The organism is Denitromonas ohlonensis (assembly GCF_007625205.1).
In the GTDB taxonomy this organism is placed as follows: Bacteria; Pseudomonadota; Gammaproteobacteria; order Burkholderiales; family Rhodocyclaceae; genus Nitrogeniibacter; species Nitrogeniibacter ohlonensis.
Genome location: NZ_VMNI01000004.1, coordinates 140647 through 163377 on the forward strand (window position 1 = coordinate 140647; position 22731 = coordinate 163377).

The 22731-nt window shown below is 65.5% G+C and carries 14 protein-coding genes and 1 tRNA gene; 8 read left to right on the forward strand and 7 right to left on the reverse strand.

The features are described 5' to 3' along the window. Together FHP89_RS04460 and FHP89_RS04465 are read left to right on the forward strand one after the other, a co-directional pair. A complete protein-coding gene (locus FHP89_RS04460) occupies nucleotides 1-2772 on the forward strand; it encodes a hybrid sensor histidine kinase/response regulator (protein WP_144179245.1) in 2772 nt (923 codons plus the stop codon). Beyond that, nucleotides 2769-4910 carry a putative bifunctional diguanylate cyclase/phosphodiesterase gene (locus tag FHP89_RS04465; RefSeq protein WP_144179246.1) on the forward strand — a complete coding sequence of 714 codons (2142 nt, stop codon included), beginning with the start codon at nucleotides 2769-2771 and terminating at the stop codon, nucleotides 4908-4910. Before FHP89_RS04460 ends, FHP89_RS04465 begins: the two co-directional genes overlap by 4 nt. Before the next feature lie 9 nt (nucleotides 4911-4919). Here the strand turns inward: FHP89_RS04465 and FHP89_RS04470 are convergent, their stop codons facing one another. Next, nucleotides 4920-5627, reverse strand: coding sequence for a DUF3379 family protein (locus tag FHP89_RS04470; RefSeq protein ID WP_144179247.1), 708 nt, complete (start codon nucleotides 5625-5627; stop codon nucleotides 4920-4922). Next, nucleotides 5624-6139: a sigma-70 family RNA polymerase sigma factor gene (locus FHP89_RS04475; RefSeq protein ID WP_144179248.1), complete on the reverse strand. Its 516-nt coding sequence runs from the start codon at nucleotides 6137-6139 to the stop codon at nucleotides 5624-5626. The genes FHP89_RS04470 and FHP89_RS04475 overlap by 4 nt, the downstream gene beginning before the upstream one ends. Before the next feature lie 359 nt (nucleotides 6140-6498). Here FHP89_RS04475 and crcB point away from each other — a divergent pair, with 359 nt between their 5' ends. The 6 genes from crcB (at nucleotide 6499) to gloA (ending at nucleotide 13808) form a co-directional block, all read left to right on the forward strand. Continuing rightward, on the forward strand, nucleotides 6499-6882 hold the full coding sequence (crcB, locus tag FHP89_RS04480; RefSeq protein WP_144179249.1) for a fluoride efflux transporter CrcB: 384 nt from the start codon (nucleotides 6499-6501) through the stop codon (nucleotides 6880-6882). A 1-nt stretch (nucleotide 6883) separates the two neighbouring features. Further along, nucleotides 6884-10915 carry an ATP-dependent RNA helicase HrpA gene (gene hrpA / locus FHP89_RS04485; RefSeq protein WP_144179250.1) on the forward strand — a complete coding sequence of 1344 codons (4032 nt, stop codon included), beginning with the start codon at nucleotides 6884-6886 and terminating at the stop codon, nucleotides 10913-10915. Between the two features lie 219 nt (nucleotides 10916-11134). Further along, on the forward strand, nucleotides 11135-11890 hold the full coding sequence (locus tag FHP89_RS04490; protein ID WP_144179251.1) for an EI24 domain-containing protein: 756 nt from the start codon (nucleotides 11135-11137) through the stop codon (nucleotides 11888-11890). Between the two features lie 9 nt (nucleotides 11891-11899). After that, the gene (locus FHP89_RS04495; RefSeq protein WP_144179252.1) at nucleotides 11900-12649 is read left to right on the forward strand and encodes a competence/damage-inducible protein A; all 750 of its coding nucleotides are present in this window, start codon (nucleotides 11900-11902) and stop codon (nucleotides 12647-12649) included. Then, nucleotides 12646-13407: a M48 family metallopeptidase gene (locus tag FHP89_RS04500; RefSeq protein WP_144179253.1), complete on the forward strand. Its 762-nt coding sequence runs from the start codon at nucleotides 12646-12648 to the stop codon at nucleotides 13405-13407. The genes FHP89_RS04495 and FHP89_RS04500 overlap by 4 nt, the downstream gene beginning before the upstream one ends. Before the next feature lie 17 nt (nucleotides 13408-13424). Next, a complete protein-coding gene (gene gloA, locus FHP89_RS04505; protein ID WP_144179254.1) occupies nucleotides 13425-13808 on the forward strand; it encodes a lactoylglutathione lyase in 384 nt (127 codons plus the stop codon). Nucleotides 13809-13820: 12 nt separating this feature from the next. On the opposite strand, the gene FHP89_RS04510 is transcribed toward gloA, so the two are convergent. The 5 genes from FHP89_RS04510 to rpoD all read right to left on the reverse strand — a co-directional run bounded on the left by FHP89_RS04510 (nucleotide 13821) and on the right by rpoD (nucleotide 22688). Next, the gene (locus tag FHP89_RS04510; RefSeq protein ID WP_144179255.1) at nucleotides 13821-16871 is read right to left on the reverse strand and encodes a response regulator; all 3051 of its coding nucleotides are present in this window, start codon (nucleotides 16869-16871) and stop codon (nucleotides 13821-13823) included. Nucleotides 16872-16886: 15 nt separating this feature from the next. Continuing rightward, nucleotides 16887-17936, reverse strand: coding sequence for an HD domain-containing phosphohydrolase (locus tag FHP89_RS04515; RefSeq protein WP_144179256.1), 1050 nt, complete (start codon nucleotides 17934-17936; stop codon nucleotides 16887-16889). Between the two features lie 73 nt (nucleotides 17937-18009). After that, complete coding sequence (locus tag FHP89_RS04520) at nucleotides 18010-20364, reverse strand: putative bifunctional diguanylate cyclase/phosphodiesterase (RefSeq protein WP_186300372.1); 2355 nt, start codon at nucleotides 20362-20364, stop codon at nucleotides 18010-18012. A 201-nt stretch (nucleotides 20365-20565) separates the two neighbouring features. Further along, a tRNA-Ile gene (locus FHP89_RS04525) sits at nucleotides 20566-20642 on the reverse strand. Nucleotides 20643-20678: 36 nt separating this feature from the next. Next, nucleotides 20679-22688 carry an RNA polymerase sigma factor RpoD gene (gene rpoD, locus FHP89_RS04530; RefSeq protein WP_144179258.1) on the reverse strand — a complete coding sequence of 670 codons (2010 nt, stop codon included), beginning with the start codon at nucleotides 22686-22688 and terminating at the stop codon, nucleotides 20679-20681. Between the last annotated feature and the right edge of the window lie 43 nt (nucleotides 22689-22731).

The following is a 22731-nucleotide window of genomic DNA, read 5'->3' on the forward strand; positions in this document are numbered from 1 at the left end:
ATGGCCTTGAAGCCCCATCGCTCGCTGGGCCGCAAACTGCGCAGCATCGTGCTGGTCAGCATCATTGTGGCCTTGGTTGTGGCGTTTCTGGCCATTGGTCTGAGCGAGTTGCGCCAGGAGGTTCAGCGCATTCAAGACCAGGCCGATATCTACGCGGAACTGGTGGTTGAGAACGGTGCGGCGCCCTTGCGGTTTGAAGATGCCGGCAGCGCCGAGCGTCTGCTCGGCTCGCTGCGCCATGTTGAACAGATTCGTGCCGCGCTGTTGCGCCGCGCCAACGGCGAAGTGTTTGCAACCTATCCGATCGATCTTGAAGACATCGCCCCCAATTTTTATCCGCTTCAGACCCTGCGGGTGGATGAGGCCGGCATCTGGGAGTTTCCGCGCTACTTCCGCGCCTGGCCGGTGCGTCACGACGGTGAATACCTGGGCGACCTGGTGCTCGAGGTCTCGCTGGCCGGCATGCTGGCGGACATGGTCGAGTGGTTTGTGCTGGCGCTGGTCGGGCTGGGCCTGGGCGGCCTGGTCGCGACCTTGCTGGTGCGTCGTGCGGAGCAGTCCATTGTGCAGCCGGTGGTGCAGCTGGCCAGTGTGGTGCGCGATGTTCGCAATTCGGGGCGCTACGATGTGCGTGCGCCCGCCGGTCCGCGCGATGAGGTTGGTGAGCTGGTCGACGGTTTCAACAGCATGCTGACGGAAATCGAGGCACGTGATTCGGCCCTGGCCGCGCACCGTGATCGTCTCGAACAAGACGTGGCCTTGCGCACCGGCGAACTGTCGATGGCCAAGGAAGAGGCCGATGCCGCGCGTGAAGAGGCCGAGGCCGCGAACCGCGCAAAGAGCCTGTTCCTGGCCAACATGAGCCACGAAATCCGTACGCCGATGAATGGCGTGCTGGGCATGGTCGAGTTGCTGCGCGGCACCGAGATGAACAGCCGGCAGGTGCGTCTGATCGACACCTTGCATGCCTCCGCTGAGTCGCTCCTGTATCTCATCAATGATGTGCTGGATGTCTCCAAGATCGAGGCGGGCAAGCTCGAGCTCGAGCAGATCGAGTTTTCGCCGCGCCAGGCGGTTGAAGACGTCGCCTTGTTGTTTGCCGAACGGGCGCAGCGCAAGGACGTTGAGTTGATGGTGGTGGTGTCGGCCAATGTGCCAGAGCGCGTTTGCGCCGATGGTCACCGCTTCCGCCAGGTGCTCAACAACCTGGTGTCCAACGCCGTCAAATTTACCGACAAGGGTTACATCCGGATCGATCTGGACGCCCGCGTTGCGGCGGACGGACAGCTTCGGCTGGCGGGCAGCGTCACCGATACCGGTATTGGCATTCCTGCCGAGCTTCAGCCGCGCCTGTTTCAGGCCTTCTCGCAGGCCGACAGCTCCATGGCCCGGCGCTTTGGTGGCACGGGGCTGGGCCTGACGATTTCGCGTCAGCTGGTTGAATTGATGGGCGGGCGGCTGGAGTTCGAAAGCATCCCCGAGGAACGGACGCGGTTTTTCTTTGCGGTCGATGCCCGCTTGTGTGATCCCGCGCCGGTGTTCAAGCCCGCCGGGCGGGTGGCAATTGTGGCCGGCGGCGCGCCGTTGCGCGACGCCCTTATGGTGCAAATCGAAGCGCTCGGCTATGAGGCCGACGGCTATGCCGATCCGGAGGCATTGGCCCGTGCCGGCGCCGCGCCCTACGTCGCGGTGCTGGTGGATCGCCATGGCACCAACAGCGACGGGTTTGCGCGCATTGCGCAGATGACGCGATCCGGTCAGCGCACCGTCGCCATGGTTCGTCTGCGTTCGGCCAGTGATGAAGAAGACGCCCGAGCGGCCGGCGCTGAAGCCTGCGTGCCCAAGCCCGTCTTGGCCAGCGATCTGCTCGCGGTGCTGCGTGGCGACACTTCGCGACAAGTGCGGCAGCAAGTCAGCAGTGCGCCGAGCCTGCGCTCGCGCGCCCGGGTGTTGCTGGCCGAGGACCACCCCGTCAATGCCGAGATCGTCTGTGCCCTGCTGGGCGAGTGCGGCTGTCGGGTGACGGTGGCGAACAACGGCCGCGAAGCGGTGGCCATGTATCGCAAGGGCGCGTTCGACCTCGTGTTGATGGATATTCAGATGCCCGACATGGACGGCATCGAAGCCACGCGCGAGATCCGTCGCGCCGAGCGCTCGGGCACCGGCAGCGAACGTGTGCCGATTCTGGCGCTCACCGCCAATGCCCAGCGCGATGATCGCGCCGCCGCCTTGTCGGCCGGTATGGACGACTACCTCACCAAGCCGGTGTCCGGCGAGCGACTGCGTGAGGCGCTGATGCGCTGGGCGCCGACGGCGCCCATGGACGCGCCCGCCGTGCTGGGCGCGTCGGCGGCCGAGCCTGCCGACAGCACGATCGTCGGTGAGTTGCCGGCACTCGACATGGCCGTCCTGCTTGGGGTGCCCGGCGTGCGCGGTGATCGCGCGGCGCCGATGCTCAAGCGCCTGGCGAACCTGTTTGTTCGCGAGACGGGGCAGCAGGTGCAAGCGCTGGCGGAGGCGTTTGCACAGCAGGATCGACCCGCTGCCCAGCGGGTGGCGCACAAAATGAAATCGGCCGCTGCGGCGGTGGGCGCATCGCGTCTGGCAGGCCTGGCGCGGGCGCTGGACACCGCCCTCAAGGCCGGCGAGGATATGAGCGAATTGCCCGAGGTGGCCGAGTTGCAGCCCGCTTTCGTGGCTTACCAGAAGGCACTGGTGGATGAAGGCGTCGAACTGGATGGGGCGACGGCTGGAAAGGATTTGAGTTCATGACCGAGATTGAACGGAGCGCGCGCCTGCTGGTGGTCGACGATGACGACGTAACGCGCATGCTCGCGTGCGCCGCGCTCGAAGAGGCCGGCTTCCAGGTGGCCGAAGCGGCCGATGGCGAGGCGGGGCTGACCCGCTTCGGCGAGTTCCACCCCGATCTGATTCTGCTCGATGTGCTGATGCCGGGCATTGATGGCTTTGAAACCTGCCGGCGTCTGCGCCAACAAGGCGTGCGTGTGCCCGTCATCATGCTCACCGGCCTGGAAGACTCCGCGTCGATCGAACTCGCCTACGACAGCGGCGCCACCGATTTCATCCCCAAACCGATCAACTGGACGCTGCTCCGTCACCGGGTGCGCTATGCCTTGCGCGCCGCCGAGGCCGTCGATGGTCTGCTGCGCAGCGAGCGCAACCTGAGCGCGGCGCAGGAGATCGCGCGCATCGGCAGTTGGGAGTGGGATCTGAGCACCGACCGCTTCCATCGCTCCGACAACTACTGTGCGCTGTTTGGCGAAGACGCGGCATCGTTCGGCAAAGGCCTGTCGGCCCTGATCGAGCGGGTGCATCCGGGCGATCGCGAGCGGGTCTGCAAATCGCTCGACAGCGTTTGCGATGGCCAGCGGTACGCGCTGGAATACCGTATCTTGCGCGCCGATGGTCAGGTGTGCACCGCCCATGAAATGGCGGTGCCGCTCAGCGACGCCAACGGTCGGGTGGTGCAGGTGCAGGGCACGCTGCAGGATATTTCCGATCGTGTCGCGGCCGAGCAGCGCATCCGCCAACTGGCCTATTTTGACGACCTCACCGGGCTGCCCAACCGGGTGCACTTTCGCGAGGCCCTGCAATCGGCGCTACTGCGCGAACAAGCCCGGGGCGGGCATTGCGCCGTGGTGCTGATCAATGTCGACCGGTTCAAGCGGATCAACGAAACCCTGGGCCAGGATGCGGCCGACCGGGTGTTGCAGGTGCTGGCCTTGCGCCTGGGCGCCGGCCACGCCGGCACGACCGAGGATGGTGTGGCGCCCGATCGGCTGGACGCGCCGCGCATGGCGCGCATCAATGCCGATAATTTTGCCTTGTTTGTCGAAGGCGCCTCGGGCCGTGCGGCGGTCGAAGCCGAGGTGCAGTCTTTGCTGTCACGGGCCGGCTCGGCCGTGCACATGGACGGCCAGACCTTGAATGTGTCCTTCAGTGCTGGTCTGGCCTTCTATCCCAAGCATGGCGACACCGCCGATACCTTGCTCAAGTCGGCCGAGATGGCACTCGGCGCCCTGCGCCGCTTGGGCGAGCACGACGCCATCCAGTGTTACACCGAGCAGATGAAAGTCGACGCGATGTCGCGCTTGAGCATGGAAAGTGCCTTGCGCGAAGCGATCGACAAGGATCAGTTCGTGCTGGTGTATCAACCCAAGGTCGACGCCGATCGGGGGCGCATCGTCGGTGGCGAGGCCCTGGTGCGCTGGCATCACCCGACCGAAGGCGTGATCGGCCCGGTCGCCTTCATTCCACTGCTCGAAGAGATGGGCCTGATCGGTCATCTTGGCCAGTGGGTGCTCAACCAGGCCTGCGATGACCTCAGTCGCTGGCGGGCCGCCGGCGTGCCGGTGGTGCCCATCGCGGTGAACCTCTCGGCGATCCAGTTTGGCCGGCAGGATCTGCTCGACAGCATCCGCGACACCCTCGATGCCCACGAAGTGGGGGCCGACATGATCGAGCTCGAAGTGACCGAATCCGCGCTGATGCGCGACACCCACGCGACGGCCGAAGTGCTGCACGGGCTGCACGGCCTGGGGCTGTCGCTGGCGGTGGATGATTTCGGGACGGGGTATTCGTCGCTCGCTTATCTCAAGCGCTTCGCCGTCGACACGCTCAAGATCGACCGCTCCTTCGTGCAGGACTGCGACGGCGGCAACCACGACCCGGCCATCGTGCGGGCGATCATCGCCATGGCGCGCAGTCTGGGCATGGGGCTGGTGGCCGAAGGCGTCGAGACCGAGGCGCAGGCGCGGGTGCTGCAGGCCCATGGCTGCCCGGTGATGCAGGGCTATCTGTTTGCGCGCCCGATGTCGGAAGTGGATTTTCGCACCGCGCTGCGCGACGGACTGCCGGGCGCCGACCGCTTCCGGCGGGCTGCCGAGTGAGCGGCGACCTCAGGTCCGCCAGCTCACCCGTTCCGACAGCATCCCGCTGATCGCATCCAGCGCCTGGGGCGACTCGGTGATGATCGCGTAATAGCCCTGGCCACCCGGCAGCGCGCGGGCCACATAGCCTTTCATCTGCAATGTGCCGGTCGGCGCATTCACGCCCTTGCCCGGGATGAGCAGCAAGGTGGCCGGGCCGTGTTCGGTGTCGAGCACGATATGCCAGCCCGTGCCTTCCGGCACCGGGCACAGCTTCATGTAGCGCACTTTGCCGACAGACCGGTGCATCTGGCCGCCGAAATTGGCCAGCACGAAGCGGAACTGGCTCGGGTCGGCGAGGCGGTGATCGGTCAGCGATTCGGGTTCGTGCAGCACATGCTCGATGGCCAGACGCGCGTAATCGACCTCCGCGCGCGGCTGCCATTGCTGGAAGCCGATGCCGAGGCTGAGCACCACCGTGGCGGCCAGCGCCATCAAGCTCCAGGGGCGGCGCTTGCCGTGATGCACATTCAGCAGCACACGGTCGGCCAGACCGTCCGGCACCGGCACGGCGAGCACCTGTTCGATCTGCGCATCGCTGGCGTCGAGACGGCGAGCAAACGCGCGGCACATCGGGCAGTCATGCATGTGCAGACGGGCCGCCGGCGACAGGCGACGCGGGTCCGCCAGCTTCTCGCGGCGAAAATCCAGGCAGGTGTAGGAGAGAGTGTCGCTCATTGGGTGCCTCGCTTGCGCGGCCGGTCGGATTCGCCCATTAGCCCGCGCAGGGCCTGGCGGGCACGGGTCAGTCGCACCATGATTGCGCCTTCGGTGGTCTCGAGTTGTTCGGCGATCTCGGCGCAACTGAAGCCGCCGAGGGTTTGCAGTAGAAAGGGTTCGCGCAGACTCAGCGGCAGATTGCCGATCACCTGCTCCAGTTCGAACATCTCCAGCGGATCGTGGTCCGCCGCAATGGCCAGATCTTCGGGCGCATCGTCGACATAGTCAAAGCGTTTGCGCTCATATAGTCGGGCGTGTTCACGCCGCACGATGGTCAGCAGCCAGGGCTTGGGCGTGGCCTTGTCGCGCAGCTGATCCCAGCGCTGCCAGGCGCGGACAAAGGCCTCCTGCACCACGTCTTCGGCCACAAAGCGATCGCCGCACAGCCAGTAGGCAAAGCGGTACAGATCGCTACTGTAGGCGCGCACCATTTGATCAAAGGCGCGGCGTTTTCCCAGGGAAAGCAACATCAATCGACTCCTCCTGAGAGACCAGACCCGCGAGCCGGGCAAAAGCTTACAGACCCGGTGAGTCAATCTGCGCGGTCGACGCGGTAGAATGCGCCCATCTGAATCGACCCGTGTGTTTGCCATGATCCTAGACGCCACAGTTGACCGCTTGTGCCTGCCAGCAAGGAGCTGACTGTGCGGAATAAGTCGGCTTCGATGCCGCTCACCCGGCTGGTGGGTGCGCTACACACCCGATTGCACGCCTGGCGAGCGCTCTGGCTGCGTTGCTCCTCCTTACAGCGTGCAGGCTGCGCGTCGTCGCGCCTTGCCAGCGCACTCACCAGACGCACACTCGGGCGCGTCCAACTGCGGTTTCTAGGATGAATCCAGCCGGATTCCTTGCCGTCGGGGTCGGGGCGGCCCTGGGAGCCTGGATTCGCTGGTGGCTCGGGGTGCGACTCAACCCGCTGTTCCTCCAATTGCCGCTCGGCACCTTGGTGGCCAACCTGCTGGGCGGCTATCTGATCGGCGTGGCGGTGGCGTATTTCGCCCATCACACGGCCTTGCCGCCGGAAGTGCGTTGGTTTCTGGTGACCGGCTTTCTCGGCGCGCTCACCACCTTCTCGACCTTCTCGGCCGAGGTGGTGATGATGATCAGCGCCGCGCAATATGGCTGGGCGCTGGCCACGGCCGGGCTCCACCTGGTTGGCTCCCTGCTCATGACCGGTCTGGGAATCGTCACTTTCCAGTGGCTGCGCGCCTGAGATGAGTGAGCCGCTGAAGCGGGGCGAGATCGCCCCGGACCATCCTTTTGCCTTGCTTGATCGCTGCCTGCTGGCCGATCGCCATCGCCTGCTGCGCGATCTGCGCCGGCTCAAGCCTCGCCCGACATCGCTGGATGCCTTGCCCGAGGCCTTGCGCACGCGGCTCGAGCGCTCCGCCGCACGCTTTGCCGAGCGCGCCGCCAGCTTGCCGGTGCCGAGTTTTCCGGAGGCGCTGCCGGTCAGCGCGCGGCGCGAGGCGATTGCCGAGGCTATCCAGAAGCATCAGGTGATCATCGTCGGCGGCGAAACCGGCTCGGGTAAAACCACCCAGCTACCCAAGATCTGCCTCGCACTCGGCCGTGGTGTCGGCGGACTGATCGGCCACACCCAGCCACGCCGGATCGCCGCGCGCGCCACCGCCGAGCGCATCGCCGAAGAGCTGGGCAGCCCGCTCGGTCAGGCCGTTGGCTACAAGATCCGCTTTACCGATCGCCTCGGCCCGACCAGTCATATCAAGCTGATGACCGACGGCATCCTGCTGGCCGAGACCCAGGGCGATCCCTATCTGAACGCCTACGACACGCTGATCATCGACGAGGCGCACGAGCGCAGCCTGAACATCGATTTCCTGCTCGGCTACCTGCGCAATCTGCTGCCCAAGCGGCCGGATCTGAAAGTCATCGTCACCTCGGCCACGCTAGACGCGGATCGTTTTGCCCGGCACTTTGCCGACGCCAAGGGCCGCCCCGCACCGGTGATCGAAGTCTCCGGCCGGCTGTTCCCGATCGAGATGCGCTACCGGCCGCCGGAGGACGAAGACAAGTCGGCCCGCCGCGGCGCTGACGCCTGGGATGGTTTGGTCGATGTGGTCGACGAAGCCCAGCGCGAAGGCCCCGGCGATGTACTGGTGTTTCTGCCCGGCGAGCGCGAGATCCGCGAGGCCACCGAGGCGCTGCGCAAGGCGCATCACGCCGCCGGCACCGAGATTCTGCCGCTGTTCGCGCGTCTGTCGGCACAGGAGCAGTCGCGCGTGTTCGGCCGCTCGAGCGGTCGCCGGGTGGTGCTGGCCACCAACGTGGCCGAGACCTCGCTCACCGTGCCGGGCATCCGCTATGTGGTCGACGTGGGTCTGGCGCGGGTCAAGCGCTACTCGGCGCGCAACAAGGTCGAGCAACTGCAGATCGAGAAGATCGCCCAGAGCGCCGCACGCCAGCGGGCCGGGCGCTGCGGCCGGGTGTCGGACGGCATCTGCTTCCGGCTCTACGACGAAGATGATTTCAATCAGCGCCCCGATCACACCGATCCGGAAATCCTGCGCGCGTCGCTGGCGGCCGTCATCCTGCGCATGAAGGCGCTCGGTCTGGGCGCGGTGGAAGACTTCCCCTTCCTCGACGCGCCGCCGCCCAAGATGATCGCCGACGGCTATCAACTGCTGAACGAGCTGGGCGCGGTCGACGAGCAGCAGCGCCTCACCGAGCTGGGCCGCGAACTGTCGCGCCTGCCCATCGACCCCAAGATTGGCCGCATGATCCTCGCCGCGCGCGACCACGGCTGCCTGCGCGAGGTGCTGGTGATCGCCGCCGCGCTGTCGGTGCAGGACCCGCGCGACCGGCCACAGGCCCAGGCCGGCACCGCCGACCAGCGCCATGCGCTGTTCCGCGGCGGCGAGCAGGACGAAAAATCGGAATTCCTGTGGTACTGGAATCTGTGGAAAGCCTATGAAGAGGTGATTCGCCACCAGTCGAGCAACAAGCAGCGGCAATGGTGCAAAGAGCACTTTCTGTCGCCGCTGCGCATGCGCGAATGGCGTGACATCCATGGCCAGCTGCACAGCCTGTGCGCCGAGCATGGCTGGAAAGAAGGCACGGTGCCGGCGCATTACGACGCGATCCACAAGGCGCTGCTCACCGGTCTGCTCGGCCATCTGGGTTGCAAGGTGGAAGAGGAGCAGGGCGCGCGTGGCCCGCAGGCCGGCGGCTACCACGGCGCGCGCGGCATCAAGTTCTGGCCGCATCCGGGCTCGAGCCTGTCGCGCAAGGCGGGCAAGTGGATCGTCTGCGCCGAGTTGATCGACACCAGCCGGCTGTTTGGCCGCTGCATTGCGCGCATCGAACCCGAATGGCTGGAGGAAGTCGGCGCGCATCTGATCAAGCGACAGGTGTTTGAGCCGCATTGGTCGAAGTCGGCAGGCAGCGTGCGGGCCTGGGAGCGCGGCACGCTGCATGGCGTGGTGCTCTATGGGCGCCGGGCGGTCGGTTACCGCGAGGTCGATCCGGCGTTGTGCCGCGAGCTGTTCATCCGCGAGGGCCTGGTACAGGGGCAGATCGATGAGGCGGCGGCGCGGCACATGCCTTTCCTCAAGCACAACCTGCGGCTGATCAAGGAGATCGAGCGCCTGGAGCACAAGTCGCGCCGCCCCGACGTGCTGGTCGACGATGCACTGATCGAAGCCTTCTACGACGCGCACCTGCCGGAAGACGTGGTCGACCTGACGAGCTTTGAGCGCTGGCGCAAAACGGCCGAAAAGACCACGCCGAAGCTGCTGCACCTCGACCGCGAGCAACTCATGCGCCACGAGGCCGAGGGCATCACCACCGACCGCTTCCCGCCACAGTTAAGCGTCTTCGGTCAGCGACTCAAGCTGGAGTATGTGCACGCGCCGGGCGAGGCCGACGACGGCGTGACGCTGACCGTGCCGGTCGCCATGCTCAACCAGGTGCCGGCCACGCGCTGTGAATGGCTGGTGCCGGGCTTGCTGGAGGAGAAGGTGCACGCGCTGCTGCGCACCGTGCCGCAGAAGCATCGCCACCGCCTGCAGCCGATGGCGCAGAGCGTGAGTGATTTTCTGGCAGCGATCGAGGCTGGCGAGTGGGCGAGCGACACACCGCTGCTCAAGGCCTTGCAGCAGTTCGTCGAGATGCGGGTCAGCCTCAAGCTGCCAATGGAGTCCTTCCGCCCGGAAAACCTCAATCCGCACTGTTTCATGAACTTCCGCGTGCTCGATCCGCATGGCCGGGTGCTGGCGCAGTCGCGCAATCTGGCCGAGCTGCGCGGGCGATTCCATGGGCAGATTGCGGCGGCCTTCGAGGCGGCGCAGGTCAAGCCGGCCGATCTGCCGTTAGCGAGTGAGGCCGAAGACACGCCGACGGCCACGCCCGCTGACAGCGTGCCGGCCGGTGCGCTGAGCGGGCTGACCGAGTGGTCCTTCGGCGCGCTGCCCGAGTTGCTTGAACTCAAGGTGGCGGGGCGCGAGGTGGTCGGCTTCCCGGCGCTGCACGACGACGGCGACAGCGTGTCGCTACGCCCCTACGACACGCCAGAGGAGGCCGCGCGCGTGCATCGCGAGGGCCTGGTCCGGCTGTTTTGCCTGACGCTGAAAGACCAGGTTAAAGCCATCCGTCGCTTGCCGGGCCTGCGCGAGGTGGCGCTGCGCTTCATCAGCTTTGGCACCGAAGGCGATTTGCAGGATCAGCTCGTGGCCGCCACCGTGGCGCGCACCTGTCTGAGCGAGCCGCTGCCGACCGACGGCGACAGCTTTGCCGCCCGCGCGCAGGCGGCCAAACCGCGCATGACGCTGGTCGCGCAGGAGCTGCTGCGTCTGGTCGATCAGGTGCTGGTCGAGCGCGCCACGCTCGAAAAGCGGCTGGGCGGCCTCAAGACCTACCCCGAGGTGGTCGAGGATATTCGCCAGCAGCTGGCGGCGCTGGTTGGCAAGCGCTTTGTGGTCGAGGTGCCCTACGAGCGGCTGACGCACTTCCCGCGCTATCTCAAGGCCGCGGTGGTGCGCATCGACAAGCTGCGCAACGCCGCCGATCGCGACGCGGCGCTGATGCGCGACTGGGCCTTGCTCGCCCGGCCGGTGGAGCGCGCGCGGATCGAGAGCCTGCGCGCCGGGCAGGCCGACCCCTTCCTCGAGGAGTTCCGCTGGCTGCTCGAAGAGCTGCGCGTGGGATTGTTCGCGCAGGAACTCAAGACGCCGATGCCGGTCTCGGTGAAGCGGCTGAGCAAAATATGGGACGCTCGGCCCCGCTGAGAAGTTGTGAATAAATTGACTGCGCTTGGCATCTCGGGGTTGGGCGGTGCTCGCAATGCGCATGTACTTCAGTACATTCCGCTTGCTGCGCGCCGGCCGCCCCCGACCTGCCGGCGCTCGCTACGATTTCTCCACAACTTCCGCGGTCGCAGGCGGCGGGCGTCATCGTTTTGATGACGGCGCTACAATGATTTCGGTTATTTCAAACGACAGGCAGGCATGAAGGACATTTTTCTGGCATACGCCCGAGCGGTGAAGAGTCTCACCGAGCGCGGCGTGCTGTGGCATCTGGTGTGGCCCACGCTGTTGGCGATGGTGGTGTGGCTGATTCTCGGTATCGTGCTGTGGGACCCGATGGTCGCCGGTGTGATGAGCTGGATCGGCCAGTGGGATTGGGTGTCGGCGCGGCTCGACAGCTCCGAGGTCGGTGCGGCGGCGGTGCTGGTGTTGGTCAAGATCGCACTGGCGGTGCTGTTCCTGCCGGTCATCTATGTGACCGCGGCCTTGCTGGTGGCGGTGGTGGCCTTGCCCATCATGCTCGAAAAGGTCGCCAAGATCCGCTATGGCGATCTCGAAATGCGCCGCGGTGGCTCCAATACTGGTAGCGCCATCAACGCGGTGGTGGCGGTGGCGGTGTTCATTGTCGGTATCGTGCTGACCTTGCCATTCTGGCTGATTCCCGGTGTTGGCCTGGTCGCCTCGATCCTGCTCACCGCCTGGCTCAACCAGCGCGCCTTTGGCTACGACGCGCTGATGCTGCATGGCGATCGCGAAGAGATGCCACGCCTGCGCCAGGAGCACCGCGCCGCGCTGCTCGGCCTGGGCACCGGCTGCGCCTTGCTGGCCTACATTCCGATTGTTAACCTGTTTGCGCCGGCCTTCTGCGGCCTGGCCTATGTCCATTACCTGCTCGAAGCCTTGCGCCGCGACCGGGTCGGGCGTGGCTGGGTGATCGCGGATCAGGCTGGCCGTTAAGGAATTTTCATGGGCTTTGGCGCGATCATCATCGGCGACGAAATTCTCTCCGGCCGTCGGCAAGACAAGCATCTGGCCAAGCTCATCGAGTTGCTCGGCGAGCGCGGCCTCAAGCTCTCGTGGGTGCGCTATGTGACCGACTCGCGCCCGTTTCTGGTCAAGACGCTGCAAGAGACCATGGCCACCGGCGATGTGGTGTTCAGCTTTGGCGGCATCGGCGCGACGCCGGACGACCACACCCGCCAGGCCGCGGCCGAAGCGGTGGGGCAGCCGCTGGCGCTGCATCCCGAGGCCGAGGCCATCCTGCGTGGCAAATTCGGCGATGACACCACCGCGCATCGTTTGCAGATGGGCGTCTACCCGGTGGGCGCGGCGATCATTCCCAACCCCTACAATCAGGTCCCCGGCTTCAGCATTGCCAAGCACTATTTCGTGCCCGGCTTCCCGGTGATGGCCTGGCCGATGGTGGCCTGGGTGCTCGATACCTGTTACGCGGAGCTGTTCCACGCGGAAGACTATGTCGAGCAGGCGGTGACCGTGTGGGACGCCTACGAAAGCCAGTTGGTGGCCTTGATGGAACGCATCACCGCCGACTACCCGGATGTGACCGTGTTCAGTCTGCCGGCCTTTGCCGATGGCGAGCGGCGTCGCAGTATCGAGCTCGGCGTCAAAGGCACGGCCGAGCGCGTGGCGGCCGCCATGGCCGAGATCCTCGCTGAACTGGCTGCGCGCAGTTTCAGCTGGGACGACAAGGCGTGAGCGCTGCCTTGCGCAGCCAGCACCAGATTCATCTGCTTGGCCGGCCGGTCGGCTATCACCTGCGCCGCTCGGCGCGCCGCACGCTCGGGCTGACCATCGACGGGCGTGGCCTGTCGGTGGCGGCACCGCTGCGCGCCCCGCATTCAGCGGTCGAGGCTTTTTTGCAGGCCCATGATCGCTGGGTGCTCGACAAGCTCTCCGCGCTGGCCGCACGACCCCAGCCAGCCAGGCTCGTCGTCGAAGACGGCTTGGTTTTTCCCTTGATGGGCTCACCGTGCCGTTTGATGTTGTCGGGCGGCCGGGCCGAGGTGCGCTGGCAGGCGGCAGATGAGAGCGAAGCGGCGGGCTTGATGTTGCGCTGTACTGCGCGCCAGTCGCCCGCTGATTGCCTGAGGCGGGCGTTGCAGGCGCGGGCATTGGTGTATTTCGAAGGCCGGGTAGCGGAGTTCGCGCTGCGCATCGGCGTGCCGGTGCCGCCGGTGGGGCTGACCCAGGCGCGGACGCGTTGGGGCAGTTGTTCGGCGCGGGGCATTCGCCTGCATTGGCGGCTGATCCATTTGCCCGCAGATTTGATTGATTACGTGGTGGCGCATGAAGTGGCCCACCGCGTCCACATGAATCACTCGCCGCGCTTCTGGGCGCTGGTGGCACAGGTGATTGCGGACGTGAGCGGCGCGCGGGCGCGGCTCCGGCAGCTCGGACGCACCCTGCCCGAATTTATTGATGCGCCCGAGCCGGCCGCATCCTTTATCGACTGAACAACAAGGATTCTTCCATGCGTTTACTCCACACCATGCTCCGGGTCGGTGATCTGGACCGTTCGATCACGTTCTATACCGACATTCTGGGCATGACGCTGCTGCGTCGGCAGGACTATCCTGAAGGCCGCTTTACGCTGGCCTTTGTCGGCTATCAGCCCGAGTCGGAAGGCGCGGTGCTGGAGCTGACCCACAACTGGGATACCGCCAGCTATGAGCTCGGCAATGGCTACGGGCATATCGCGCTCGGCGTGCCGGATGCTTACGCGGCCTGTGATGCGATCCGCGCGGCCGGCGGCAAGGTGGTGCGTGAGGCCGGGCCGATGAAGCATGGCACCACGGTCATCGCCTTTGTGGATGACCCGGACGGCTACAAGATCGAGCTGATCCAGCGCGATTGATCGATTGCGCGCTCAGGCCGCCACGCCGCGCAAGGCCTCGGCAAAGCGGTCCAGCTCGGCGTTGAACTGTGTGATGGCGTGATCGAGCCGCTCGGTTTCGCCGTTGCGGCAGACGCTCTCCAGCGCGCTGGCCGCGGCCATGGCGCTGTCGGCCGAGAAGTTGGCGACCGCGCCTTTCAAACCATGGACGGCCGAGTGAATGGCCTGGAGATCACCGCCGCTGCACGCAATTTTCAGCGATTCGCGTAGCGCGATCTCGTCGTCGAGGTAGAGCGTGGCCAGTTGCATCATCAGTTCGCGGTCGCCGCCCAGATTGGCCAGCAAGGTGTCCTGATCGAAGGCGGTGAGCGGACGGCTGGCGACGGCGGCGGCCGCCTCGCGATGGACGACGCGCTGATCGCCACTGACAATCGCGGCCAGCGCCGCCGCCAGTGAGGTCGGCTGAACCGGTTTGGCCACATAGTCGTCCATGCCCGCCGCCAGGCAGCGCTCGCGGTCGCCGGGCATGGCATGGGCGGTCATGGCGATGATTGGCGTGTGGCGGCCCGTCACGGCTTCGCGCTCGCGCAGCTTGGCGGTGGCTTCGAATCCGCCCATCTCTGGCATCTGAACATCCATCAGGACCACGTCGAAGTGGGTGCTTTCGCAGGCCGCAAGGGCTTCGAGGCCGTTGTTCACCACATGGGTGGCATGGCCCAGTTTTTCGAGCAGGCGCAGCGCGAGCATCTGGTTGACCTTGTTGTCCTCGGCGAGCAGGACATTCAGCCGACGGCGCTGCTCGCGCAGGCTGTGCCGTGTAATCAGCGGCTGGATGCCGTCGGTGCCGATGGCCAGCAAGATGGCGTCGAGCAGGTCGGAGGGTTCGATCGGCCGGCTCAGGTAGGCCTGAATGCCGAGCGAGCGGCAGCGGGCGGCGTCGCCGCGCTGGCCCGCGTTGGCGGTCATGAGCCGGATGGGCGGGTGCGCAAGGGCGTGCGCGTTGAGCCGCTCAAAGAAGCGGAAGGCGCTCATGTCGCCCAGGTCGGTGTCGGCAACGATGGCGTGGTAGCGTACTTCGGGCCCTTCGCCGCTGAAGCCGGCGAGCGCTTCGGCACCGCTGGCGCAGGTGTCGCACAACATGTTCCAGCTTTCGATCATGCCGGTGAGGTGGCTGCGGCTGGCTTCGTTGCCGGCGATGACCAGAATGCGCAGGCTGCCCAGGTCGGTTTCGGCCGGGCGTGTGATGGGTGCCGCGGGCGCGCTGGCGCGCTCGAAGCGGGCGGTGAAGTGGAAGGTGCTGCCTTTGCCGGGCTCGCTGTCGACCCACAGCTTTCCCTGCATGCTGTCGATCAGCTGCGAGCAGATGGTCAGCCCCAGGCCCGTGCCACCAAAACGCCGCGTGGACGAGGTGTCGGCCTGGGAGAAGGCATCGAAGATCAGCTGTTGCTTGTCTTTGGCGATGCCGATGCCGCTGTCTTCGACAGAAAACTTCAGCTCCGTGCTGTCGGCGGTGCTTTCGGTCAGTCCGACGTGGATCGTGATGTGTCCGCTCTCGGTGAATTTGAGGGCGTTGCCGATCAGGTTGATGAGAACCTGGCGCAGTCGGTGCGGGTCGCCGACGAGGTGGTCGGGGACGGTGGGGGCGACATGGTAGGTAAAGCTCAGGTGCTTGCGCTCGGCAGCGTCCTTGAGGGTGCGGTGGCTGAGGGCGATACAGTCGCGCAGGCCAAAGCCGATGCGCTCGAAATCGAGTTTGCCGGCGGCGATCTTGGAGTAGTCGAGCAGGTCGTTGACGATGCTGAGCAGTGAGTCGGCGGCGTCGCGCGACAGGGTGAGGTATTCGCGCTGCTCGTCATCGAGACGGGTTTCGAGGGCCAGATCGGTCATGCCGATGATGGCGTTCATCGGGGTGCGGATCTCGTGGCTCATGTTGGCCAGGAAATCGCTCTTGGCCTGGTTGGCGGCTTCGGCCAGCGACTTGGCTTCAAGCAGGGCTTGTTCCGACTGCTTGCGCCCGCTGATATCGCGCAAATAGGCAGTAAAGCCCGGGGCGCCGTTCAGGTCGATGGGCACGATCGCCATGTCGGCCGGGAAGGTGTCGCCGTCCTTGCGCATCGCCAGCACTTCAATCTGACGCGACAGCACCGGGCCCTCCCCGGTGGCCAGGTAATGGGCCATGCCACGGTTGTGGGCTTCGCGCAGATGGGGGGGGATGATCAGTTCGGCGATGGGGTGACCGAGGGTGTCCTGGCGGCGATAGCCAAAGCAGTTTTCGGCGGCCGGGTTGAAGTCGATGACGCAGCCGGCGGCATCGATGGTGATGATGCTGTCGAGGGCCGCGTCGGTGATGGCGCGCACCCGGGCGTGGCTGGCGGCGAGCCTGTCTTGCGCCTGGCGGACACGCTCGGCGGCGTGCAGCAGGGCCTCGCTGAGTGCTTGGGTCTCGTCCAGGGCACCGGCGCGCGGGGGCGGGATGAGCGTGCCGGCGGGCAGGGCCGAGGCCAGCGCTTCGGCATGGGCGAGATCCGCCAGCGGGCGGCGCAGAATCCCGATGACGGCCAGTGCGGCGACGACGAGGATCAGCGCGAGCAGGAGCGCGGTGGTGGCCGTGAAAAAGGGTGGCCGTGGCGGTGCATCGAGGCTCAGATGCACCCAGCCGGTGGGGGCGATCGGGCCAATGGGGGCGCGCAGGTCACGCGACCGGCTGATATGCACCGCCCCAACCTGGGTTTGTCCGTCGGGGGCCAGGGTGCCACGCGGTGTGCGGCTGACCGCGGCGAGGACCTGGTCTTGGCGGTCGGTGACGACTAGGCGCTGAATGTGCGGGAAGCTGTCGAAGGCCTCAAGGGTCCGGTTGAGGGCGCCGGTGTCATTGGCCGCAACGCCCGCGGCGGTCAGGGTCGCAATGTGTGCGGTCAGCGCTTGCGCCTGAACGCGTTGGTGGGCGTCGGCGGCATTGCGCTCGCGGGTATGGTCGAGCGCCGTTGTGAGCAATACGGCGGCGCAGGCCAGGACGCTGGTCAGCAAGACCAGACGGTGTTTGAGCGAACTCAGACGGAAGAGGCGACGTGTGTTTGCGAGCATCAACGGTGGCTGGCGTTAGAGTGCGGTCGGCGCTTCATCCTGAAAGCGCTGGCGGATGTCGAGGACTTCCGACCAGCGCTCGAGCATGGCGTCGACGCAAATGGGGTCGAAGTGCTGGCCACGCCCCTCGCGTAGAAAAGCGGTGGCGTCGTCGAGCGACCAGGCGGGTTTGTAGGGGCGAGCCGAGGTGAGCGCGTCGAACACGTCGGCGACGGCAACGATGCGCCCTTCCAGCGGGATCGCGTCGCCGGCAGTGCCGAAGGGGTAGCCTGAGCCGTCGAACTTTTCATGGTGGGTCAGGGCAATGATGGCGGCGGCCTGGATGACCGGCGAGGTCGATCCTTTGAGGATGTCGTGCCCAATCGTCGGGTGGCGCTTCATTTGCTCGAATTCGTCAACAGTCAGGCGCCCGGGTTTCATCAGGATGTGATCGGGAATCCCCAGTTTGCCGACGTCGTGCATCGGGGCCGCCTGCAGAAGCAACGCGGAATAGGCGTCATCTTTGCCCAGCTGTCGGGCGATGAGCGCCGAGTAGTGGGCCATGCGCAGGATATGGGCGCCGGTTTCGGGGTCGCGGAATTCGGCGGCACGGGCCAGACGGGTGACGGTCTCTTGCTCGCGTTCGTGGATCTGCGCGGTGGCCTCGGCAATCTCGGCTTCCAGCGAGCGGGCACGGGCGCGGGTGGCAAGGTGGGCGCGACGCAGGGCCAGCATGTTGTGCACGCGGGGCTGGAACTCGTTGCGATCGACCGGCTTGTTGAGGAAGTCGGTGGCGCCGGACTGGAGCGCGTCATAGCGTGTCTGGCGCTCGTGGTCGGCGGTGACCATCAGAATGGGCACATCGTCGCGGTTCGGAGTGGCGCGGAGGCGGCGAATGAATTCAACCCCGTCCAGACCCGGCATCATGTAGTCGACCACCACAAGATCGGGTTCGTTGGCCTGACACCAGGCGAGGCCTTCTTGCGGGTCGATGAAGGGCAGCGGCTCGCAATCGGGGAGCTTGCCGACCAGGGCCTGCATCAAAGTGAGGTTTAGCGGGGTGTCGTCGACGATGACAATTTTCATGGTATTGAGCGTTCGGCACGGGGGCGTCAAAGTCTTATCGGCACAAGGGCGTTGCAAGTTGAGCGCATTGCGGCTATTGCGGGCGCATGATTTTCTTTTCCGCCGCGCTGCGAGAGGCTGCGACCAGCGCCGGCACCGTGATGTTGCCGGTCAGAAAGGCGGCCAGCGCCGCCGGCGCCATGGGTTCGGCCAGGGCAAAGCCCTGGACCGTATCGCAGCCTTCGGCACGCAGCACGGTCAGTTGGGCGCCGCCTTCAACCCCCTCGGCGCAGGTGTCCATATCCAGCGCTTTTGCGATGGCGATGATGGCGCGGACGATGGCGGCCGTTTCCGGGTGGGTGGTGATGGCCTGGACAAAGGCCCGGTCGATCTTGATGCGGTCCAGTGGCAGGGAGCGCAGATAGGCGAGGGAGGAGTAGCCGGTGCCAAAGTCGTCGAGCGCAATCCGGATGCCGGCGGCGCGCAGTGCCCGCAGATGGCCTTCGGTGTCGGTGGTGTCGCGCAGGAAAATGGACTCGGTCAGTTCCAGCTCCAGGCGTGTGGCGGGCAGGCCGTGCTCGCTGAGCGAAGTCAGGATGGTGTCGCACAGCGCCGGGTTGATGAACTGGGCGAGTGACAGGTTGACCGAGAGTCGCACGCTGTCGGGCCACCCGGCCGCGTCGCGGATGGCGGCATTGAGCACCCACTCGCCAATGCTTTCGATCTGGCCGGAGTCTTCGGCGACGGAGATGCACTCTTGCGTGTCGATCAGCCCGAGGCGCGGGTGGCGCCAGCGCAGCAAGGCCTCGCAGCCGCAGATGCGGCCCGTGGCCAGCGAAAAGATCGGCTGGTAGGCAAGATGGAATTCGCCGCGCTGCAAGGCGCCGCGCAGTTCGTGCTCGAGAAACAGCCGGCGCCGGGCGCGGGTGTCCATCTCGTAGTCGAAAAACCGGAAGCGCCCCTTGCCGTCGAACTTGGCCGCATAGAGCGCGATGTCGGCATTCTTGAGGAGCTGATCGCCGCTTTGACCATCCTTGGGGGCCATGGCGATGCCGACGCTGGTGCCAATCTTGACTCGGATGCCATCGACTTCGAAGGGGTCGGCGAGCGACGCAATGATGCGCGAGGCCAGTTCTTCGGCGTCCTCTGGCGTGTTCAGCCCCCAGCGGATGATGGCGAATTCGTCTCCGCCCAGGCGCGCGACGATGTCGGTGCGACGGGTTCGACCGAGCAGCCGCTGGGCGACGACGCGCAGCAAGCCGTCACCAAAGCTGTGCCCATAGGAGTCGTTGATGGCCTTGAAGTTGTCGAGGTCGAGGCACAACAGCAGCGCGCCGGTGTGGCTGTCGGCGGCGTGTTCTTCGATGCGGCTGAGTGACTCGTGGAAGTGGTTCCGGTTGGATAGCCCGGTGAGTCCGTCGAAATGCGCCATGCGCTGGACTTCGCGTTGGGCGGCGAGGGCCTGTGTGACATCGGTGCCGACGCCCCGCCAGCCGGTCGACATCTGGTGGCCGTCTGTCAACGGTTTGGCCGTGAGCGACCACCAGCGGGTCTCGCCGTCGAGCACGATGGGGACCAGCGCTTCGCGGAAAGGGCGGCCCGAGTTGAAGCGGCGGCACAGGTCGGTGTAGGCCTGACGTTCATCCTGGGGGACGCGATCGAGTGACTGGGCAATCAATGCCAGCAGGTCTTGACCCATCAAGGCGTCGACACTTCGTCCAAACACCGTGGCCATGCGATGAGACACATGGGTGAGACGGCCGTCGGCGTCGGTTTCCCACAGCCAGTCGCTGGCGTTCTCTTCGAAGTCATTCAACAACAGGCCAATGAGTTGTCGCTGGTGCTCACCCTCGGCCTCTGCCATGAGGCGCGCGCCAAAGGTACGGGCGCTGGAGATGACGGTGCCCATGACGATCAGGGTGTACAGCAGCAGCAACAGGCCCATCTCGTAGGCCTGCGGCAAGTCCATGCGGATCAGCCCGAGGACGGTTGCGGCGCCGAGGATGGCAACATAAGTCAGTGCGGCCTGGGGGATGGTCGCCAGCGCGAAACCGCCGGCGCAGATCATGCCGGTGACGACGGCGGTCAGCAGGACGCGGGCGTCCGGGTTGGCCTCCGGCATCATCAGCAGCGGCACGGTGCCCCAGAGAATGGCCAGCAAGGCCGCATGCTTGGCCGATCGTGTCAGCGCGCGAGGCGAGGCCGTCGCCGGCGTGCGGTGACGCCGCCAGCGTAACCACGCATCAAGGCCGGCGCCCGCGGAATACAGCACGAACAAAGCCCAGCCCACGAGCAGAAGGGGGTTGAGATCGTCACGAAACGTCCAGCCCACGATCAAGGCGTTGAGGACGTTGGCCAGCATGGTGAGCGGGGTCAGGCGCAGAACCGCCTGGATCTGGCGCGCACGAAACTGCGCCGCCAGCGGCGCATCGGCTTGGTACGGCGCCATCGCGGAGGCGATTGGCTCAACAAGACGTTTTAGTCTTCCCATGACGCGAGGGTGATCCTTCGCTTCGCTGTCGGGGTGCTTTCGAATTGGCGGGATATGACACCCGTGCGGCGCCCAGTGCGCTGCGACCGCGTGAGCTTACGCCATTGCAATTGCGTACGGGAAGGAAAAGGGCGATGACCGGCAGCAGGCTGCGATCAATGGTGGGCCCTGCGGGACTTGAACCCGCAACCAACGGATTATGAGTCCGCTGCTCTAACCAATTGAGCTAAAGGCCCGATGCACGGACCCGGAGGTCCGTGCAGCGAAGGGGCTCAGGAGTCGCTGTCGAGGAAGCTGCGCAGCCGCTCGGAGCGCGACGGATGACGCAGTTTGCGCAGTGCCTTGGCCTCGATCTGGCGGATGCGCTCGCGGGTGACATCGAACTGCTTGCCGACTTCCTCAAGGGTGTGGTCGGTATTCATTTCGATGCCGAACCGCATGCGCAGCACCTTGGCTTCGCGCGGCGTGAGCGAGTCGAGGACGTCGCCCGTGGCATGGCGCAGGTTGGAGTAGAGCGCCGCTTCGTTCGGGGCGAGGGTCGAGGTGTCCTCGATGAAATCGCCCAGATGCGAGTCGTCGTCGTCGCCAATCGGCGTTTCCATGGAGATCGGCTCCTTGGAGATCTTCATGATCTTGCGGATCTTCTCCTCGGGCATCTCCATTTTCTTGGCCAGGGTGGCGGGGTCGGGCTCGAGACCGGTTTCCTGCAGGATCTGACGGCTGATCCGGTTCATCTTGTTGATGGTCTCGATCATGTGCACCGGAATACGGATGGTGCGCGCCTGGTCGGCGATCGAGCGGGTGATGGCCTGCCGGATCCACCAGGTGGCGTAGGTCGAGAACTTGTAGCCGCGGCGATATTCGAACTTGTCCACGGCTTTCATCAGGCCGATGTTGCCTTCCTGGATCAGGTCGAGGAACTGCAGGCCGCGGTTGGTGTACTTCTTGGCGATGGAGATCACCAGCCGCAGGTTGGCCTCGGTCATCTCGCGCTTGGCACGGCGGGCCTTGGCTTCGCCGGTGGACATGCGCTTGTTGATGTCCTTGAGTTCCTTGAGCGAGATGCCCAGCTTGATTTCCATGTCGATCAGCTTCTGCTGCTCTTCCATGACCGCTGGGTGCACGCGCATCAAGCCTTCGGTGTAGTTCTTGCCCGCCGAAATCTGATCCTTGAGCCAGTCAAGGTTGGTTTCGTTGGTCGGGAAATGCTTGATGAAGTGCGGGCGCGGCATGCCGGCGCGATCGACGCACAGGCGCAGCACTTCGCGCTCGTGACCACGCACTTGCTCGACCATGTGGCGAACCGAGTCGCACAGGCTTTCGATCATGCGGGCGTTGAAGCGCAGATGCAGCAACTGGTGCGAGATCTGCTGTTGCAGCGCCGGGTAGGCCGGGTCCTGCGAGCCTTTGCCTGCGAGCAGAACAACCTGCTTTTCGTACAGTTCGCGCAGCGTGGCGAAGTGCTTGAGACCCTCTTCCTTGAGGATCTTCAGCGTGGCGGCGGCGGTGTCTTCGGCGTCAGTCGTGCTGTCGTCGTCGTCATCGCTGTCGTCGTCGCTGTCGTCGTCGCTGTCGCTGTCGTCGTCGCTGTCGTCTTCGTCGGCGTCGGCGCTCGGCGGGGTCAGGTCTTCGTCTTCGCCATCGTCGGGGTTGATCAGCCCGTCGATGATTTCTTCGATGCGCATTTCTTCGCGCTCGACCTTGCCGGCCATTTCAACCATGCGTTCGATGGTTGTCGGGCAAGCGGAGATCGCCTGAACCATGTGCTTGAGACCGTCCTCGATCCGCTTGGCGATTTCGATTTCGCCCTCGCGGGTGAGCAGCTCGACCGTGCCCATTTCGCGCATGTACATGCGCACCGGGTCGGTCGTGCGACCGAATTCGGTGTCGACGGAAGACAGCGCCTGCTCGGCCTCTTCTTCGGCGTCGTCGTCGCCAGACGAGGCGACGCCATCGGACATCAGCAGGTCTTCGGCAGAGGGGGCCTCGTCAAAGACGCGGATGCCCATGTTGCTGAAGGTGGCAATGATCGATTCGATCTGCTCGGCATCGACGAGGTCGTCCGGCAGGTGATCGTTGATCTCGGCATAGGTCAGGTATCCCCGTTCCTTGCCCAGCGTGATCAGCGATTTGAGCTGGGTGCGACGCACTTCTGCATCAAGCGGGGTCGCCGGCGCGGTGGCTGCGAGTACCTCGCTGATAGCGTTCTTCTTGGCGCGCGGCTTGGCGGTGCGACCGCGTGCCGTGCTCTTGCGTGGCGTCTTGGGGTGTTCCTGGGCCATGATGCTCCTCGGAAACTTCGGAGAAGTCGGAAAAACAGAAAAG

Coding starts and splice junctions, on each gene's coding strand:
- FHP89_RS04460 (WP_144179245.1), top strand. CDS start 1: ATGGCCTTGAAGCCCCATCGCTCGCTGGGCCGCAAACTGCGCAGCATC.
- FHP89_RS04465 (WP_144179246.1), top strand. CDS start 2,769: ATGACCGAGATTGAACGGAGCGCGCGCCTGCTGGTGGTCGACGATGAC.
- FHP89_RS04470 (WP_144179247.1), bottom strand. CDS start 5,627: ATGAGCGACACTCTCTCCTACACCTGCCTGGATTTTCGCCGCGAGAAG.
- FHP89_RS04475 (WP_144179248.1), bottom strand. CDS start 6,139: ATGTTGCTTTCCCTGGGAAAACGCCGCGCCTTTGATCAAATGGTGCGC.
- crcB (WP_144179249.1), top strand. CDS start 6,499: ATGAATCCAGCCGGATTCCTTGCCGTCGGGGTCGGGGCGGCCCTGGGA.
- hrpA (WP_144179250.1), top strand. CDS start 6,884: ATGAGTGAGCCGCTGAAGCGGGGCGAGATCGCCCCGGACCATCCTTTT.
- FHP89_RS04490 (WP_144179251.1), top strand. CDS start 11,135: ATGAAGGACATTTTTCTGGCATACGCCCGAGCGGTGAAGAGTCTCACC.
- FHP89_RS04495 (WP_144179252.1), top strand. CDS start 11,900: ATGGGCTTTGGCGCGATCATCATCGGCGACGAAATTCTCTCCGGCCGT.
- gloA (WP_144179254.1), top strand. CDS start 13,425: ATGCGTTTACTCCACACCATGCTCCGGGTCGGTGATCTGGACCGTTCG.
- FHP89_RS04510 (WP_144179255.1), bottom strand. CDS start 16,871: ATGCTCGCAAACACACGTCGCCTCTTCCGTCTGAGTTCGCTCAAACAC.
- FHP89_RS04515 (WP_144179256.1), bottom strand. CDS start 17,936: ATGAAAATTGTCATCGTCGACGACACCCCGCTAAACCTCACTTTGATG.
- FHP89_RS04520 (WP_186300372.1), bottom strand. CDS start 20,364: ATGGCGCCGTACCAAGCCGATGCGCCGCTGGCGGCGCAGTTTCGTGCG.
- rpoD (WP_144179258.1), bottom strand. CDS start 22,688: ATGGCCCAGGAACACCCCAAGACGCCACGCAAGAGCACGGCACGCGGT.